This window comes from Streptomyces sp. NPDC049627 (genome assembly GCF_044465645.1).
In the GTDB taxonomy this organism is placed as follows: Bacteria; Actinomycetota; Actinomycetes; order Streptomycetales; family Streptomycetaceae; genus Streptomyces.
This window is the reverse complement of record NZ_JBITLW010000023.1, coordinates 90,846-106,175: the sequence shown is the minus strand read 5'-3', so window position 1 is coordinate 106,175 and position 15,330 is coordinate 90,846. Positions and strand designations below refer to the sequence as shown.

At 70.4% G+C, this 15,330-nt stretch carries 16 protein-coding genes; all 16 read right to left on the bottom strand.

Annotated features, from left to right (window positions below; all coding sequences use genetic code 11):
* Window positions 1-17: 17 nt before the first annotated feature.
* The 16 genes from ACIBU0_RS42780 to ACIBU0_RS42705 all read right to left on the bottom strand — a co-directional run bounded on the left by ACIBU0_RS42780 (window position 18) and on the right by ACIBU0_RS42705 (window position 15,311).
* The gene (locus ACIBU0_RS42780) at window positions 18-1,238 is read right to left on the bottom strand and encodes a hypothetical protein (RefSeq protein ID WP_398829908.1); all 1,221 of its coding nucleotides are present in this window, start codon (window positions 1,236-1,238) and stop codon (window positions 18-20) included.
* 3 nt (window positions 1,239-1,241) lie between these two features.
* Window positions 1,242-2,219 (bottom strand): hypothetical protein, encoded by a 978-nt coding sequence (locus ACIBU0_RS42775; protein WP_398829906.1) that lies wholly within the window; start codon window positions 2,217-2,219, stop codon window positions 1,242-1,244.
* Between the two features lie 81 nt (window positions 2,220-2,300).
* Window positions 2,301-3,239: a hypothetical protein gene (locus ACIBU0_RS42770; RefSeq protein ID WP_398829904.1), complete on the bottom strand. Its 939-nt coding sequence runs from the start codon at window positions 3,237-3,239 to the stop codon at window positions 2,301-2,303.
* Window positions 3,226-7,278 carry a hypothetical protein gene (locus ACIBU0_RS42765; RefSeq protein WP_398829901.1) on the bottom strand — a complete coding sequence of 1,351 codons (4,053 nt, stop codon included), beginning with the start codon at window positions 7,276-7,278 and terminating at the stop codon, window positions 3,226-3,228. Before ACIBU0_RS42765 ends, ACIBU0_RS42770 begins: the two co-directional genes overlap by 14 nt.
* A 297-nt stretch (window positions 7,279-7,575) precedes the next feature.
* Window positions 7,576-8,106: a hypothetical protein gene (locus tag ACIBU0_RS42760; RefSeq protein WP_398829898.1), complete on the bottom strand. Its 531-nt coding sequence runs from the start codon at window positions 8,104-8,106 to the stop codon at window positions 7,576-7,578.
* 137 nt (window positions 8,107-8,243) lie between these two features.
* The gene (locus ACIBU0_RS42755) at window positions 8,244-9,077 is read right to left on the bottom strand and encodes an IPT/TIG domain-containing protein (protein WP_398829896.1); all 834 of its coding nucleotides are present in this window, start codon (window positions 9,075-9,077) and stop codon (window positions 8,244-8,246) included.
* Window positions 9,078-9,150: 73 nt separating this feature from the next.
* Window positions 9,151-9,576 carry a hypothetical protein gene (locus tag ACIBU0_RS42750; RefSeq protein WP_398829894.1) on the bottom strand — a complete coding sequence of 142 codons (426 nt, stop codon included), beginning with the start codon at window positions 9,574-9,576 and terminating at the stop codon, window positions 9,151-9,153.
* The gene (locus tag ACIBU0_RS42745) at window positions 9,576-9,845 is read right to left on the bottom strand and encodes a hypothetical protein (RefSeq protein WP_398829892.1); all 270 of its coding nucleotides are present in this window, start codon (window positions 9,843-9,845) and stop codon (window positions 9,576-9,578) included. The genes ACIBU0_RS42750 and ACIBU0_RS42745 overlap by 1 nt, the downstream gene beginning before the upstream one ends.
* Before the next feature lie 40 nt (window positions 9,846-9,885).
* A complete protein-coding gene (locus tag ACIBU0_RS42740) occupies window positions 9,886-10,422 on the bottom strand; it encodes a hypothetical protein (protein ID WP_398829889.1) in 537 nt (178 codons plus the stop codon).
* Window positions 10,422-10,754, bottom strand: a complete 333-nt coding sequence (locus ACIBU0_RS42735; RefSeq protein WP_398829887.1) for a hypothetical protein — start codon at window positions 10,752-10,754, stop codon at window positions 10,422-10,424. The genes ACIBU0_RS42740 and ACIBU0_RS42735 overlap by 1 nt, the downstream gene beginning before the upstream one ends.
* 18 nt (window positions 10,755-10,772) lie before the next feature.
* The gene (locus tag ACIBU0_RS42730) at window positions 10,773-11,627 is read right to left on the bottom strand and encodes a hypothetical protein (RefSeq protein ID WP_398829885.1); all 855 of its coding nucleotides are present in this window, start codon (window positions 11,625-11,627) and stop codon (window positions 10,773-10,775) included.
* Window positions 11,628-11,637: 10 nt separating this feature from the next.
* Window positions 11,638-12,207, bottom strand: a complete 570-nt coding sequence (locus ACIBU0_RS42725) for a hypothetical protein (RefSeq protein WP_398829882.1) — start codon at window positions 12,205-12,207, stop codon at window positions 11,638-11,640.
* A 146-nt stretch (window positions 12,208-12,353) separates the two neighbouring features.
* Entirely contained in the window at window positions 12,354-12,815 is a 462-nt protein-coding gene (locus tag ACIBU0_RS42720) for an IPT/TIG domain-containing protein (RefSeq protein ID WP_398829880.1), read from the bottom strand.
* 193 nt (window positions 12,816-13,008) lie between these two features.
* Entirely contained in the window at window positions 13,009-13,755 is a 747-nt protein-coding gene (locus ACIBU0_RS42715; RefSeq protein WP_398829877.1) for a hypothetical protein, read from the bottom strand.
* Window positions 13,756-13,794: 39 nt separating this feature from the next.
* Entirely contained in the window at window positions 13,795-15,039 is a 1,245-nt protein-coding gene (locus tag ACIBU0_RS42710; RefSeq protein WP_398829875.1) for a hypothetical protein, read from the bottom strand.
* Window positions 15,036-15,311, bottom strand: coding sequence for a hypothetical protein (locus tag ACIBU0_RS42705; RefSeq protein WP_398829872.1), 276 nt, complete (start codon window positions 15,309-15,311; stop codon window positions 15,036-15,038). The genes ACIBU0_RS42710 and ACIBU0_RS42705 overlap by 4 nt, the downstream gene beginning before the upstream one ends.
* Between the last annotated feature and the right edge of the window lie 19 nt (window positions 15,312-15,330).

The following is a 15,330-nucleotide window of genomic DNA, read 5'->3' as shown; positions in this document are numbered from 1 at the left end:
TTAGTGTCGCGTCGTGGCTAGTAGTGGAAGCTGTCGGACCGTTTCAGCGCGAGGGTGACGAACCCGTCAGCGCTGATCTCGTCACTGATGATGCGGTGCCAGACGTCGATGTCGCCGACCCACGGGACGTGCACCTGCACGCGGATGTCGTCGCCGAGGGACCAGGACCCGAACTTGGCGTTGGGGTGGTCGATGATCTGGATGGCGGGGATCTGCAGCGCGGCGGTACGCCCGGCGAGCTCCTGCTGCCCGCGCTTGCGGAGCGCGGACGCGGAGGACAGCGTCTTGTCCGTCACGGTCGCCACGCGGCGCAGTCGCCGGCCCGCCCAGCCGCGCGCGGAGAGGTCGGCTATCTGGGCGCGCTTCATCTTCTGACCCTCGCCCTTGCCCAGGACCATGACCTCGTTGGCGTACTCGTCGCCCATGCCCTCGGGCTTGGCTATGGCGACGATGTTCTCGCCCTGGGCGAACCGCAGGTCGCTGCGCTTGCGGCCGAGTCGGGGGGTGCCCAGTCTCAGCCGGTGGGTGATGGTGTTGCTCGTCGAGTCCTTCCAGGCGTGCGTCTCGATCCAGTCGAACATGAACTGATTGACCAGGGTGTCGAGGGTCTGGCCACAGTCGGGGTTGTCCCACCAGGCCAGTTCCCACGGGTCCTCGCCGTCGGCGGTCCCGAGCAGCTCCCCCTTGTCGTGGGTGTCGAGGACCAGGCCGATGTCACCGTTGGGCTTGCCCTGGACGTGCGCCCAGATTTTGCGGAAGGCGTCGTAGACGTCGATGCGGGGGCCGCCGTACGACTTGGGCGGCTTGGGCACCTTCACCTTGGGGTTCGACCCGTCGATGTACCCGTCGTGATTTTTGTCTTTGCCCGCGTATGGGTCCTTTGGCGTGATCTTCTTGCCGGAGATGATGTAGTCCTCGAACGGGATGCCGTGCGGGTACGTCGAGAACCCTTCACAGGAGACCGTAGCCTGCGCCCCGTCGTACGCGGTCTTGGTGACGATCCCGCCCCACCGGATCGCGCCGTCGATCTCGAGGTACAGCTTCGTGCCCCACTCCTGGAGGATCGGCTCGCCGTCGGCGCCGATCATCCGCGCGTACTCCGGCTCGAGGGTTCCAGCCATGGCGCCCGGACCCGACAGGTCCCGCTTCGGATTCGAGGACAGGGCGAACGGCACCTGCCAGTCGAGGATTTCCTCCGTGAGCGCGTGCTGCGCGATGAAGCGCCACCCGACCGGCACCGCTCACACCTCCTCTTCGTCCGGGCTCTCGACGAACTCGACGTCCGCGACGATGGAGGTGCCGGCGTCGACGGAGACGTCGCCGGTCTCGGACTTGTACATGTACGTCTGCACGGACAGGGTCTGCGTCGTGCCGCGGAACGCGCTGGGGAGGGCGTAGTTGTCCGCGAGGACGATCGTCGAGCGGCGGGTGCCGTTGCCGGAGTCGTCGTCGATGTAGGTGTCCTGGCCCAGGAGGGTGCTGCCCCACTTGGTTTGCATCCGGGCGTACACGTCGGATCTGGTCATGCGGAACCCGGCGAAGGTCATCACGACCTTGGCCCGGGTCGCCCAGGACGGCACGTCGATGTCCCAGGAGGCCGCCGAAGGCCAGTTGTGCCACTTGTTGTCGCTGTAGGCCAGCGTCGACAGGGAGCCAGGGAACGCCGTGTAGAGGACCCGTTCCCGGCGGGGGCTCACCATGTCCCGCAGGTCCTTGATCATCCCCTGGGTGATGGCCGAGGTGTTCGCTGGGATGTCGATCCGGGCCAGGGTGATCGCCGAGTCGTTCGGGCGGACCTGCCGGACATTCGTCACCGTCTTCGCCACGCCGGAGATGACCCGGGTGAAGATGTACGGCCCGACCACGGGGTCCGACGGGTTCGGCCACGTCTCCCCGTACGAGTACGGGTTCTCGACCCGGGCCACAATCAGATCCGACCGCGCGGTCGTGCCGGTCGCGGCGATGTTCACCGTGTCCGACGTCGGCAGCCGGCCCGCGTACGCCTGGTACGTCGACCCCGCGGCCCGGTTGATGATCGCGCACGCTCCCGGCCGCACCTGCACCTGGGCCGCCGGCGACGACAGCGCCTTCACCGCCAGGTCGCCGGAGCCGACGATGCCCTGCGCGCCGCCGAAAGCCGCGTACGCCAGGAGCCGCGCCACCTCACTGCTGTGCTCGGCGCCGCCCTCGGTGAACCACGGCACGCTGTCCCACGCCATCTCTGCTTCTCCTCCGCTGCTGGTCCTGGTGGACAGCGGAGGATCACGGGCCCAGGCCGCTAACGTCGCGTCCTGGCCCTCCTACAGGTAGGCGTAGGCGTCGCGCCAGGCCACGGTCATGAAGGCCGTGGCGGTCGCGTCGCTGCCGCGCAGCACGAAGTCCTGCCGGCCGGTCGGGATGAGGAGGTCCTCGAGCAGCGGTGAGGACCTGGTGACGAGTCCCGCCACGCTGCCGCTACCCCGCAGGACCGTGCGGACCCACGGGCGGGGGTCGATGGTGACCTTCTCGCCCGCTTTCAGCGTCAGGTTCAGGCCCAGCTTCCACTTCCCGACCAGCTCGCACACCGGTTGGGAGATCGGCCCGTTGATGGTGATGACGGGCCAGGCCGGGCGGTTGCCGCCCACGATGATCTGCCCGGGGACGCGCACCGTTCCCTCACCGACCATCGTCAGCGGGTCCTTGAGGGGGCCCTTGATGCCGCGGTGCGGGGGCGGGGCCATGTCGACGCGCACGCTCTGCTCGACGTCGTCGAAGCTGCCCGTGTGCACCGTGGCGAACGTGGCGACGACGGGCGTGTACCCCTGCCGCGTCAGCTTCGACGCGGCCTTTGCGCACTGCCGCGGCCGCCCGTACCAGCGCCGCGCCCGGCCGCCCTGCGTCGTGGACAGCACGGCGGGCGTGGCCATGCGGTCGCGGACCGCCTTCGCATCCCACGCCTGCTTCATGACCGACACCGCGTCCAGGTTCGCCCCGTGCCGCTCGAGCAGGGTGTCGCCGTCGTCGACGGTGTCGACACCGACCTCGAACGTGATCACGGAACCCGTGGTGTAGTCCTGGCCGTGCCGGATGCCGTCCTCCCGCGGGAGCGGCGTGTCGCCGGACGTGACGTCGGTGTCCTTCACCTCGAAGTCGTCGAGCAGGTAGTAGCCCGTCCGCACGGTCCCGAAGGTGAAGGACGCGCCCGGGTGCACCCCGTTCGCGCTGTACGTCAGCTTGAATTCGCCCTCAGCCAGAGGCATACGCACCTCCCAGTTTGATCCGCCGCAGCTCGAACATCGCGTCGCCCAGGGCCTGGCTCGGGCTGGTGGGAGCGCTGGTCATGTTCAGGTTCAGGTCACCGCCGACGAGCGGGGTGGCCGCCGGCGCCACGGTGGCGCGGGGCCTGGTGGAGCTCGAGCTCGAGCTGCGCACGCCGCCGGCCGCGTACTGGCGGAGGGCGCCCTGGGCGAAGTAGACGACCTGGCCGCCGAACATCTGCGCAACGCGCTGGAGGATGGCCTCGCTGCGCTTGCGCTTGGCGGGGGCGAGAGGGATGTAGGCCTCCCCCTTCGTCTCCGGCTCATTCCACACGCGGATCTCGCCCGGCCGTCCAATCTGCGCGATGTGCCGCTCGGCGCCGGCCGCGAAAGCCTTGATCCGGTTGGTGGCCGCCCGGATGCCGCCGTTGGCGTAGTGGACGATGCCGCCGTCCGCGTGCGTCCGGACCACGGACGGCTTCCCGGATTCGCTGTACTGCACCGTGACGTGCACGGTCTTGCCGGTGAGGCCGTTGATCGCGCCCTGGATGCGCTGCACGTTGGCCAGCGGCGACGCGGTCGGGGCGGTGATCCGAACCGTCTTGCCGTTCGTGCCGTCGACGGTCTTGATCTTGTATCCGAGGTCTTTGAGCGCCTGCTGCGCGGTCTTCGTGGGCGCCTTGACGTCGATGGACTTGCCCTTGGGCAGGCCCGCCACCTTCTCCTGGACGCTTTTCAGGTCGCCCGCGGCCTTCTGGATGATCGCCTGGACGGTGACCTTCTTCTTGTCCGGCGCGTTGGCGATGTCCTCGGCCAGGGCGGCGATGTTGACGCGGGCCCCGCCCGTCGGGGCGGTGACCGTGACCTTCTTGCTTCCGGGGACGCGCTGCACAGTGAAGCCGAGGGCCTCGAGCTGCTGCCGGGCCGCCGTGGTGGGGGCATTGATCGTGATCGACTTGCCCGGCTTGATGCTGTCCAACTTGGCGCGCAGGCCCAGGATCTCGGCCGTCGCCTCGGGGATGCCCTGGGCCGTCATCAGGGTGGTGACCGTCGAGGGGACCAGCCCCATCTGATCGGCCAGGGCCTTTGCCTGCTCCTTCGGAATGCCCATGTCCATGGCGAGGGCGATGGCCTTGGCGCGGGCCCCCTCCATGGCGGTCTGGCTCTTGTTCATCGCCTCAGACATGGGCATCAGGCCCTGTTCCGCGGCCTCCTGGGCGCGCGTAGCGACGCCGAGCATCGAGTCGCGCAACTCGGTGAGCTGACCGTTGAGGGTCTGACCGTTGCGGGTGGCGGTGTTCACCAGGCCGTCGTTGTCGATGAGCGACTTGCCCCAGCCGTCGGACCGCTCGATGGTCCCCTTCATCGTCTCGTCGATCTGCAGCATCACGGCGTTGAGCTGGGTCTGCGCGTCGTGGAACGACTGCGTGTTCCCGTTGAGAGCGTCGAGCGCGCGCTTGAGGGCGTCGACGCGGGTGTCCGCGGACTGCGTCTTGTCACTGAACCCCTGGACGGCTGCCTGCAGACGGCCGTACGCGCTGGTGCCGGTTGCACCGGCACCGTTCATGGCAGCCGCGGCCTCCTTGGCGTCGCGCTGAGACTTCTTCAACTCCCCGTTGAGGGAACCGAGCGCGTCCGCCGCGTCCTTGTACCTCTGGCCCTCGTCGGTGTACTCGAGCTTGGACGCCTTGTCGCCGGCGTAGTTCACGTACTCCCGATTGGCGTCAGCCAGCGCCTGGAGCTTCTTCTGGAGCACATCGACGCTGCCGCCCTGTTCGAGGTAGGCGTCGGTGAGCGTCGAGAGGCTGACGTCCGCCTCCCGCATGACGTCGACGAGCTTGCCCTTACCGTCGGCGAGCTCGGTGTCCTGGAGGAGCTGCACCGCGTGCGCGCGAACGTTCGCGTCGATCACGCCGTTGGAGTCGGCGAGGGCCCGTGAAAGGGACTCGATGCGCTCCTTGTGTGCTTCGGCGGCTCGAGCGCTCTCCTCCTGCTTGGAGGCGAGCAGGCCCAAGCCGATGGTGACGCCCGCGATGGCCAGACCGAGCGGCCCCCCGAGCGCGGAGGTCATGCCACCGATGGCACGAGATGCAACCCGGTTCGCGGCCCCGATTCCACGCAGGGTGCCGGACAGCCGGCCACCTTGTGCTGCGGCGCCCTGGTAGGCGAGCCCCATGCGCTGCCACATGGTGATCTGCGGCCCCATGACGCCCGCGCCCATGGTGCCGCGCATGGTGGTGCCGAGCGTGCGCACGGACGTGCCCGCGGCAGTGACGGAGGCCCCGAAGTTCCGCAGCATCCCAGCGACTCCGCTGACCACCTTGAGGGCGAGCATCGTGCCCAAGAACGTGGCCAGGACGGTGTTCGCCCCGGGGATGACGCCCATCAGCGTGTTGAAAATCTGCAGCAGGCCGTTGAAGGCCACGAGCAGTACGCCGAGCCCTGAACCGGCTGCAGACAGGTTGCCGATCGCGGTGGCGATGTTCGAGATCACCGAGATGACCGCGGGGCCGATCGTCTGCCCCATGGCGTTGAAGAACGTCCCCAGGGCGGGCATCAGTTCGGTACGGATCTGCCGCACCAAGTCGGTGATCCCGCCGTCCTTCATCGACCGGCCGAGCCCCCGCATGAGGTCCCCGAACAGGAGGTTGACCTCGTGGAAGGCAGGCGCCGCGTCGGAGAAGAACTGTTTCATGGCCTTCTGGCCAGCACCGGAATTCGCCCAGCGCTCGAAGCGGGTCATGCTGCCTTCGAGACCGTCGAGCATGGCGTTGCCGGTCTCCATGGCGGCCTTGCCGACGCCACCGAGGCCCTTGATCAGACTGCCGGTGGTCCGCCCGAGCTGTGCAGCCTTGTCCCCGGCGTGATCGAGGAACTTGGCGAGGCTGCCCGTCTCGCGTCCGGCCGCCACGGAGGACCGGACCCACTGGGTGAACTTCTCGCCTGCCTGGCCGACCCGCTCGACGAACGGACCGCTGGCCACCAGGAAGTCCATGGTGGCGTGGCCCATGTTGGCCAGGCCGTCCGTCAGGTTGCCGACAACGCGGGAGTTCGTGCCCGCGATGGTCTTAAAGTCCTTGCGGAAGACGCCGGTCTGCATGAACTTGGCGCCGCGCTGCGCCAGGTCGCCCATCTGGGCAGCGGAGTCGCCGAGGGCGTCCTGGAGGAGCGGGAACACCGACTTCGCGAGCGGCTTGATGTCGTCCGCGACCTTGGAGAAGAACCGCTCACTGACGGCCATGCGGACCTTGCCCCACGCCGCTTGCAGCGAGGAGACGGCCTTGACTGCGTCGCGAGCCGACGGTGAGAGCTTGTCCAGTGCCTCCTTGAGCTTCTTCTGCTGGGCCTCGGTGACCTTGCCGTCCGAGGCCATCATCTGCTGGGCCTTGACGGACTCCTTGAGGGCGTCGCCGAAGCCTTTGAACGCGACCTTCGTGCCGATCGCCGCGGTGCCTGCCGCGGCGATCAGGCCGGGTATCGCGCCGAGGACACCGACCGCGGGCGCGGCCGCGGAGACGAGCCCGGTCAGTCCTGCGCCGTATTGGCCGATGAGGGCGACCGCGGGCTGGAGCAGGGAGACGAGGGCGCCGATGCCGAGCATCCGCAGGCCGCGGCCGCCGCCCGGCATCCGCATGTTGACCGGCACGTTGACCGGGTTGCGGTCGGCCTCGCCCTGGGCTCCGGCGATGAGTCCGCGCAGTCGTGCGAGGAGGCCTCCGCCGCGGTCGTTGTCGCCGTCCCCGTCGGGCCGAACGGGGATGTTCAGGTCGGTGTCGTCGATGCGGCGCCGGATGCCGTCGAGGGTGGTGCGGAACCGCTCCTCGTCGATCTCGACGCGGATCTTCGCGGTGACGCCCTTGGACGCCTCCTTGACCGCCTCCTTGAGCCGTCGCTTCAAGCCCTTGGAGTCGACCTCGACCTTGATCTTGGCGGCCAGGCCCTCGGCGGCCGTCTCGACGGCCGTACGCAGCCGTTCAGCAAACCCCGAAAGGTCGGCGACGACCGGCACGTCGAGGCGGCCGGCCTGTAGGCCCTCAGCCACTTCGGACCATTCCTCTCTGCATGGCGGCGGCGAGCATCTGGCGGTGGCCGCTCATGCGGGGTGCCTGCGGTTCCGGGGCGGACTGCGACGGCCGGGGCGGTATGCCGGGGGCGGTCGGGGTCGCGGCGACGGAGCGCGGCGGGCGGATGATGGTGGTCGGCTCCTCGCGCCGCTTGTCTGCGGCCAGGAGCCCGATCTCCTCGACGGCGAGCGCCAGGAGCTCGAGGACCTTGGTCCAGCCGCCGAGAGGGGCTGAACGGACCCGGGAGTCGTCTGGCAGGCCGTCGACGTAAGAGATCAGCCGTCGGACTCCAAGGAATCCGGGTTGTCCGGGACGAAGCCAGATACGTCGGGCGTCGACTCCGTAGAAGCGGGAGAGGTCGGACTCGACGTCTGCGAATCGCTCGCGGACGAGTCGGCCGACCGAAAGAGCTTTCCCAGCTCAACCCCGTAGACCTTGACCAGGCCGATCGTCAGGCGCACGTAGTCGGGGACCGACGGACGCTTCTTCTTGAAGTCCTCGTGCTGGTCCTCCAGGAGGATCGCGTACGTCTCCCGGATCGCGGCGAGGAGCTGCCGGGGCAGCGTGGGGCGCCGGAACAGGGCGGTGACGACTTCGGCGACGCCGGCGTCGCCGTCGGCCGACTCGATGACCTCGCCGAGGAGTTCGACCAGGCCCAGCTCGTCCGACAGGATCGGGTCGAGGGCGTCGGCGGGCAGTTCCGCCGGGAAAAGGAACTGCTCTCCGCGGAACTTGACCGGGATGCCGTCGGGGAACTGGACCTCGCGGCGCGGGGCGTCCAGGTCGATGGCGAACGACGTGTCCATGTGCGTGACCTCTTCGGGGTGCGTAGCTGGGTTGCCGGGTGTGGCAGCGCGCGGACAGTGGCAGCGCTGCGCGGCTTGTGTCGCGCCGTACGGCCGCCCCCGCCTGAGCAGGGCGGAGGGGCGGCCGCAGGGCTGGGTCACGCGTAGGTGAAGCCGCCGGTCTTGGTGACGTTGCCGCCGGCGGACACGAGGACGACGTCCTTGGCGCCGGTCGTCCCGGCCGGGCTGATGACCGACAGCTCGGTGTCGCTCTCGATGACCAGACCGGTGCCGGCCGTGCTCCCGAAGTTCACGGCGGTGACGCTGCCGAGCTCGGTGCCGGTGATCGTCACGGTGGTACCGCCCGCGGCCGGACCGGTGGACGGGGTGACGGTGGCGATCGTCGGGGCCGGGGGCTGGAACGCCGGGTCGTCGGTGAGGACGTACCAGGCATCGGTGTCGTCGCCACCCTGGACGGCCAGACGGAGCGGCAGGACGCTCTCCTTGGTCTTGGCGAGCTCCTTGGAAACGCCCTCCATCTGCATGGTGCGAGGGATGACGTAGCGGTAGTGCTTGCCGCCGTCGATGACCTCCATGCACGCGGCGATCTCGGTCCGGCCGCCGATGCGGGGCGGGGCGAACCGGAAGTGCTTGCCGCCGCCTCCCTGCGGGGTCACGGCCGTGATGCTGCCGCCGCCGTACACCGCCCTGAAGTTCCGGCCGGACCACTGCTGCAGGTCGACCTCGATGGTCGCCGCGTCGGTGGTCTGGAAGGTGCGGGTCGGGTAGCTGGACTGCGCCGATCGGACCTGCTCGAAGTTCGGCTCAGAGTTGAACTTGAGGGAGTCCTCGGTGAACAGACCGACCGTGTACCAGCCTTCGGGCATGGCCACCGTGGCGTCGGCCGGGGCGACGGTCCCGACCGGGGCCAGCCACATGCGGCTGAGCTGAGGGATGAGAATCTCGTTGTTGTTCGTGGTCTCGCCAGCCATGGCGGGCTTCTCCTTGGTGTCCGGTGCTAGGGCGCGGACACCTTGGAGAGCCGGGGTGGTTAACGTCGCGTCGTCACGGATGCACGGTGACGGAGAGGTTCATGACCCACCTGGGTTGGCCGTCGACGAGCGGCGACCACACCAGCAGCCCGGACGGCTTGATGCCGCTCAGGACCGGCCGGCCGGGGACGTGGGGCGCCTCTCCGAGCTCCTGGGCGGCCTGGGCGCAGCGCAGCAGGATCCGCCGGAGTTCGGCCTTGCCCGGCCAACCGCCCGGGTCGCCGTACGCCTCGAGGGTGACCTCCGGAGAGATGGCCCAGTTCATGTCCCGCAGGTCGCCGCCGGGGCCGTGGTCGATGCGCAGGTGGGGCCAGGGCGCCTCTTGGATCCCGGACACGCGGCCGGGGCCGCCGAGTGCGTCGGCGACCGCCGGGTGTTCCTGCAGCCAGACCAGGAGAGCGGCGACCGGATCGGCGTCCGCCAGGGTGAGCTCGCTCATCAGGCCGGGGTGGCGTAGCCCTGGCCGCGCAGCCGCTGGGCGTAGTCCGGGGAGACGAGGAGCTTGGCGCCGGGCGGGTAGTCGGTGCCGTCGATGGTGTGGTGGTGCGCCAGGGTGACGGCGACCGGCTCGGCGCCGGCCGGGAGGGCGGGGCCGACGACGTCCGGGTCGGGGGCCGCCTTGCGGGCGGTGCGGGCCGGGGCGGCCTCGGTGGTTTCCTCCGCCGCGGCGTCCGCGGCGGGCTTCTTGGTGGTGGAGTTCGTAGCCATGGCGCGCACTGTGCGCGTGGGGCTGGCTTGTGTCGCGCGCTCAGCGGCGGGCGGCGACGATGGCGGCCGCGCGGGACATGAAGAAGGTGCCGTCGGCCCGCAGGTTGCCCGGGTAGACGGTGCCCACCTCGGCCTCGACGACCATGGGGGCCTGGACGGAGACGGTGACCGTGACCCGCTTCCCGGAGATGACCGGCTGACCGGTGTTGATGTGTCGGGCGATGCCCTCGGGGTCCTTGTGCGCGCGGCAGCGGCAGTTCTTGAGGTTGGCGACGGCCCGGGAGCTCTCGTCGAGCGGCTCGAGCATGTAGGTGGTGGGGCCGACGCCGCGGTGCTCCATGTCCCAGCGCATGGAGTCGATCGCGAACCGCAGGTTCCCGGGGACTTCCTGCCCGTTGGCGGTGACGTGGGTGGGGCGGACCTTGTTGTCGCCCATGGTCACCCAGCGCTTGGTGGGCGGGGCCAGGCGCTTCGCCTCGATCTCGACCTGGTGGGCGATGCGCTGCACTGCGGGGGCCAGCATGCGGGCGAGTTGCTGCTCGAGGCCCTGGGCGGGGGTGAACTTCGCTCCGGCCATCACGCCACCTCGGGCGGGTTGAGCGTGCCGGTGGCCTGTACGTAGTCGACATCCGGGACGCCGGGGACCGCGTGCTCGCGGGTGCTGGACAGGGTCCAGGAGCGGCCGGTCTCGTCGGAGATGGTGTCGCCCTCCTTGACGGGCCAGGCCCGCGGATCGAGGCGCACCGACCATGAGCCGTCGGGCTGCTCGAGGACCGACCCGGGCCAGGTGCCGCGCGGGGCCGGCTTCTGGTTCGGGTTCGGGGGCACGGGCACGCCGTTGGTGTCGCGCTCCCAGGGGTGGGCGAGCGCGTACACCGTGAGCATGGCGTTCGGCAGGACGACGGCCATGGTCGGCAGCTCCCTTCGTCAGCGGCGGCCGCGGGTGGAGGAGTACGGCCACGGCGGGCGGGCGGGCCGGTTGAGGGGCTGGAACAGGCGGCGCTTCCAGCGGGAGAGACTGGCGAGCTCGGGCAGGGCGCCGGCCTGGCCGGTGGTCGGGGCCGACTCGTAGGAGATCGACTGTCCCTCCGCGCTGACGGAGGAGACCCGGCGGCCCTGGGAGCCGACGCCGCCGGGGCGGAGCCGCTCGGACTCCGCGGCGTGCGTGGTCACGTACCGCACGATCGGGTCGATGGCGGCGCCGTCGAGACCGACGAGGAAGTCGACGTCGTAGGTGCCGCCCTCGCGGGCGCGGTAGGCCGAGACCTGGACCAGGTCGTCGACGTCGAACGGCCACGAGTCGGCGTCCTCGAGCCGGTCGTCCCGGCCGAGGTACGGCGTCAGGGCGGTGCGGGTGACGAGCTGGGGGATGACGGGCTGGCCCAGGTACCCGACGACGTCGGCCTGTGCCGTGCGGATGGCGGTGAGCAGGTCGTCGCGCTGCTCCGCAGTGATTGGGAGCGGTACGCCGAGTTCCTTGGCGACCGCTTCGGGGGAGGTGACGAGGCCCAGCCCGAGGGGCAAGTCCAGGCGTACGGACTCGTCCTTGACGGGCTGGGCTCCCTCGCTCGGGGTGAAGGAGACGGTGGCCCAGTAGCGGCCGGGGGGCACGTCGGGCAGGGCGAACCGGTAGACGCCGGCGCGCAGCCGGGTGGCCGGTCCGGCGCTCGCCACGGTGGTGGTGCGGGCCGGGCCGTCGTAGAGGGACACGCTGGTGACCTGTCCCCCTGCCGGTTCGGGGTCGTAGTGCGCCCCGCCGTACATGGGCCTGTAGTCGAACACCCCGGGCTCCCTACTTCTCGGCCTGGGCGGCGATCCGTGCGGCCTGGTCCCGCAGGCGCTCCCGGATGCGCGCGGCGACGCCCTCGGAGACGTGGGCGCCCGCGGGCTGCAGGAGCCGGTGGACGGCGTTGCGGTGCGGTCCGAGGAACGTCTTCTCGACCAGGCGCACGGTGCACACGAGGACGGAGCCGTACTCGGTGAGAGGGACGAACACGGAGTCGACGTCGGCCGGGGGCTCCTTCGTGGCGTCGTCGATGATGACCTCGGCGAGGTTCTCCTCGTCGGGGATGACCTCGGTGGGGGTGGCGTAGACGGGCGCCGCGGGTGCCGCCGGGGGTTCCTGGACGGCCGGGGGCTCGAGCGGTGCGGCCTCGGGTGCCTTCGCGACACTGTCGGCCGGGGCGGTCTCCTCGACGACGGGCGCCGTCTCCTCGGCGGCCGCCGCGGCGGTGGCCTCAGCGGTGGGCGCGGACTCGTCCGCCGCCGCGGTGCTGGCCGACTCCGCGGCCTCGGTGGTGGTGTCGGAGGCCTCCGCGGTCTTCGCGGCCGCGGTCTTACGGGTACGTGTGGTGCCTGCCATGGGTGGCTCCCTCTCGGGGGTTCTTGTCCGGACGGCGCGCACCCTGCACACCGGACGCTGCTTGTGTCGCCCCCTGCCTCGCGCGGCGGGAGCGGGTGACCCGGGCGGCCCTCGGATGGTGCGGAGGGGCGCCCGGGTCAGGTGGATCAGGAGTAGGTGAAGCCGCCGGTCTTCGTGACGTTGCCGGAGTCGGCCGCGACGACGACGTTGACGGCCCCCGCCGCGCCCGCGGGCGTCTTCACGCGCAGCTCCGTGTCGGAGATGCGCTTGAGCTCGGTGCCCGCGGTGGCGCCGAAGTTGACCGCGGTCACACCGGCGAGGCGGGTGCCCCTGATCGTGACGGTCGTCCCGCCCGCGGCCGGGCCGGTGGCCGGGCTCACGGTCGCGACGGTCGCCGCCGGAGCGAAGAGACGGTCGATCTCGGACTGGGGAACGATGGTTCCGGCCTGGTAGAGCAGGTGGAACCGGGAGCCTTCGGCGCGCCCGTCGCCGGGCCCGTAGGCCTTGGACTCGTACACGTCCTCGGTGATCCGCATGGGAACGTCCGGAACGGCGGACGCGGGGAATGCCGACTTCTTGATCAGCGTCCCGTCTTCCTTGTGGAGCATGGGGGTTGGTCCCTTCTGGGGTCGGTGGCCGGCGAAGGATGGAGCACGGGGCCGGCTTGGGTCGCGCGCTACCGGGAGAAGGGGGCACTTGCCCAATTGGGCAAGAATGATCTTGATGCCGTCCGGCACGGATCCGGTGCCGGGTGACGCTTGCCCAATTGGGCAAGAACGATCTTGGTGTGCCCCGTGGCGGCTACGGCCGTCCGCTCTGGAACTGCTTGCCAGGGCCGCGGCGGCGCTCGTCCTGGGCGCGCTGCAGGTCGCTCCAACGGTTGGGGCCCTGCTTCTTCTTGAGGTGCTTGATGTTGTTCGCGGCGATGCCGACCTTCTGCGGGCCGAGCACGGACACCAGGCACCCCTCCGGGGCCGTGCCGCGGGAGGTGTATCCGGCCTCGGCGAGGGACTCCTCGTCGGGGAAGATGTCGACGTGCCGCTCGATGGTCACGTCGACCAGGTGGTCCTCGCGGCCCCCGAGGGAGTACACCCACTTGAAGTTCGCGGGCGGGTCTGGTTCGACGACCTCACGGAACAGGGACACGCTCTTGGTGTACGCGTAGAAGCGGACGCCCGGCGCGGCCCGCATGATGCGCAGCCACGCCTCGGTGTACTCCCGGGAGAAGAAGTCGCCGGCGTCGTGGCATCGGACCCAGCGGTCTTGGTACCGCTTGTGCTGGAGCTCGGCGGTCATCTGCGCTTCCCAGCCGGGCAGATCGTCCAGCACCATCATCAGGTTCGCCTCATGCCGGGCTTTGACGTTCGGGAAGCGGTAGCTGCCCTGGCGCGCGTAACACATCTGAGCGCAGACGCCGGCCGAAGGACAGGTGTTGTAGTTCCGGCCGTCGGGCAGGGTCCCGGCCCACGCCGGGATCGACCAGTTGTAGATGCCCTGCCGCCGCATGTCGCTGTTCTGGGTGAGTAGCCACCTTGGTTTGTCAGTCATGCCCCGGACCGTGGGCTTCCGGGCTGGCTTGCGTCGCGCTCAGAGGATGCGCAGGTCGTCCCAGCCGTCGGGGCCGACGCTGAACACCAGGAGCCCAGACGTCGAGACCTCGCCGGAGCGGACGGCGTACCAGTCGCTGCCGTTGTCGAGGGTGGGCGCCTGGATCCAGAGCCTGCCGTTGCCCATCTGCTGGGCGCGGAAGTGGTGGAAGTGGCCCGTGATGAGGATGTCGGCGTCCGCCACGGGCTGGCGGCCGAAGGTCTGCCCGCGCCACCAGTCACCGGCCTTGTCGGGGCGCGGGTACTGGTGGCCGTGGCTCAGGCCCACGACTTTCCCGGCGACGTCGAGCGACACGGTGTCCCGCCACCGTTCCGGCATGACGAACGAGACGTGCCCATAGGCGTCTTCGTTGCGGGCGTAGGCGTCGGCGATCTGGGACATGACCTCGATGCCCCAGTCGTCGATGGGCGGGCCGACGGCGTCCTTTCCGCGGCGCACGCGGCCGTGGTTGCTGCCGCAGGTTGCGGCGACGACGCGGCCGAACTTCCCGGCGAGGCGGTCCAGGCCCTCGAAGGTGATGCGCCGGTGGACGCGGACCATCTCGGTCAGGGTCAGGTCGTTGGTGAACGCCTGCTGCGTCGTGTTCTCGAAGCCCTCGACACAGTCTCCGGCGTCGGCCCAGTAGGCGACGGACGGGGCGCGGCCGACGGCCTTGAGGTCGCGGATGTGGTCGTCGAGCCGGTCGAACCGATCGGCGACCCGGGCAATGAGCTCCGGGGTGCCGCCGTCGCGGCCCACCTTGCCGGCCTGGGCGTCGGCGTAGACCACGACCAGGGCGCGCTCAGCGGTGTCGACGGCCGCGCGGGGCTTGCGGCGGCGGCGCATCGCGTCGCGGACGAGGGCGTCGATGTCGCCGGTGGACTGCCAGGCGGGGGCGGCCGGTTCGATGACGTACCGGCAGCGCCACACGGCGCGGGTGACGGCGTCGTCGCCCTGGGCGTCGCGATGCCAGGCGGCGGGGTCGTGCTTGGCCTCGACGAGGCGGACCCGGAAGCCCTCGGGGATGGCGAGGCCCATCTCCTCGACGCGCTCGCGCCAGTCGTCCTCTCCTGCGGGCGGCTTGTCCGCGGGCGGGGCGGTGACGACCATCGTGCCGCCCTCGTAGCGCACGCCGGACTCCCAGCCGCGAGGCGCGGCCGGGTAGAGGCGCTCTGTCTGCGGGGCCTGACTCTGGCTGGGGGAGGCAGGCTCGAGGAGCGCCTGGAGCTCGTTGTTGAGGGTCATCGCTCGCACCGGCATCCGTTGGGCTTCCCGCGGCGCCGGTGCCGGTTGACGGTGTACGCGGTCACGGGGTCGCCGTAGCGGCTGAGCGTCTCGGCGATGGCCGTGGCGGAGACGCTGGTCGTGTCCAGCACCGCGCGGAGCGATGCGGCGACGTCGGCGTCTGCGGCTTCCAGGAGGGCACCGACGCTGCAGCGGGGGCCTCGGTGAGCGGCGGGGGCGCCGGTGAGGGCGTCCAGCTCCTGGGCGAGGCCTATGGGTTGTTTCTCGATCACCAGCGTCCTCCGTCGTCCT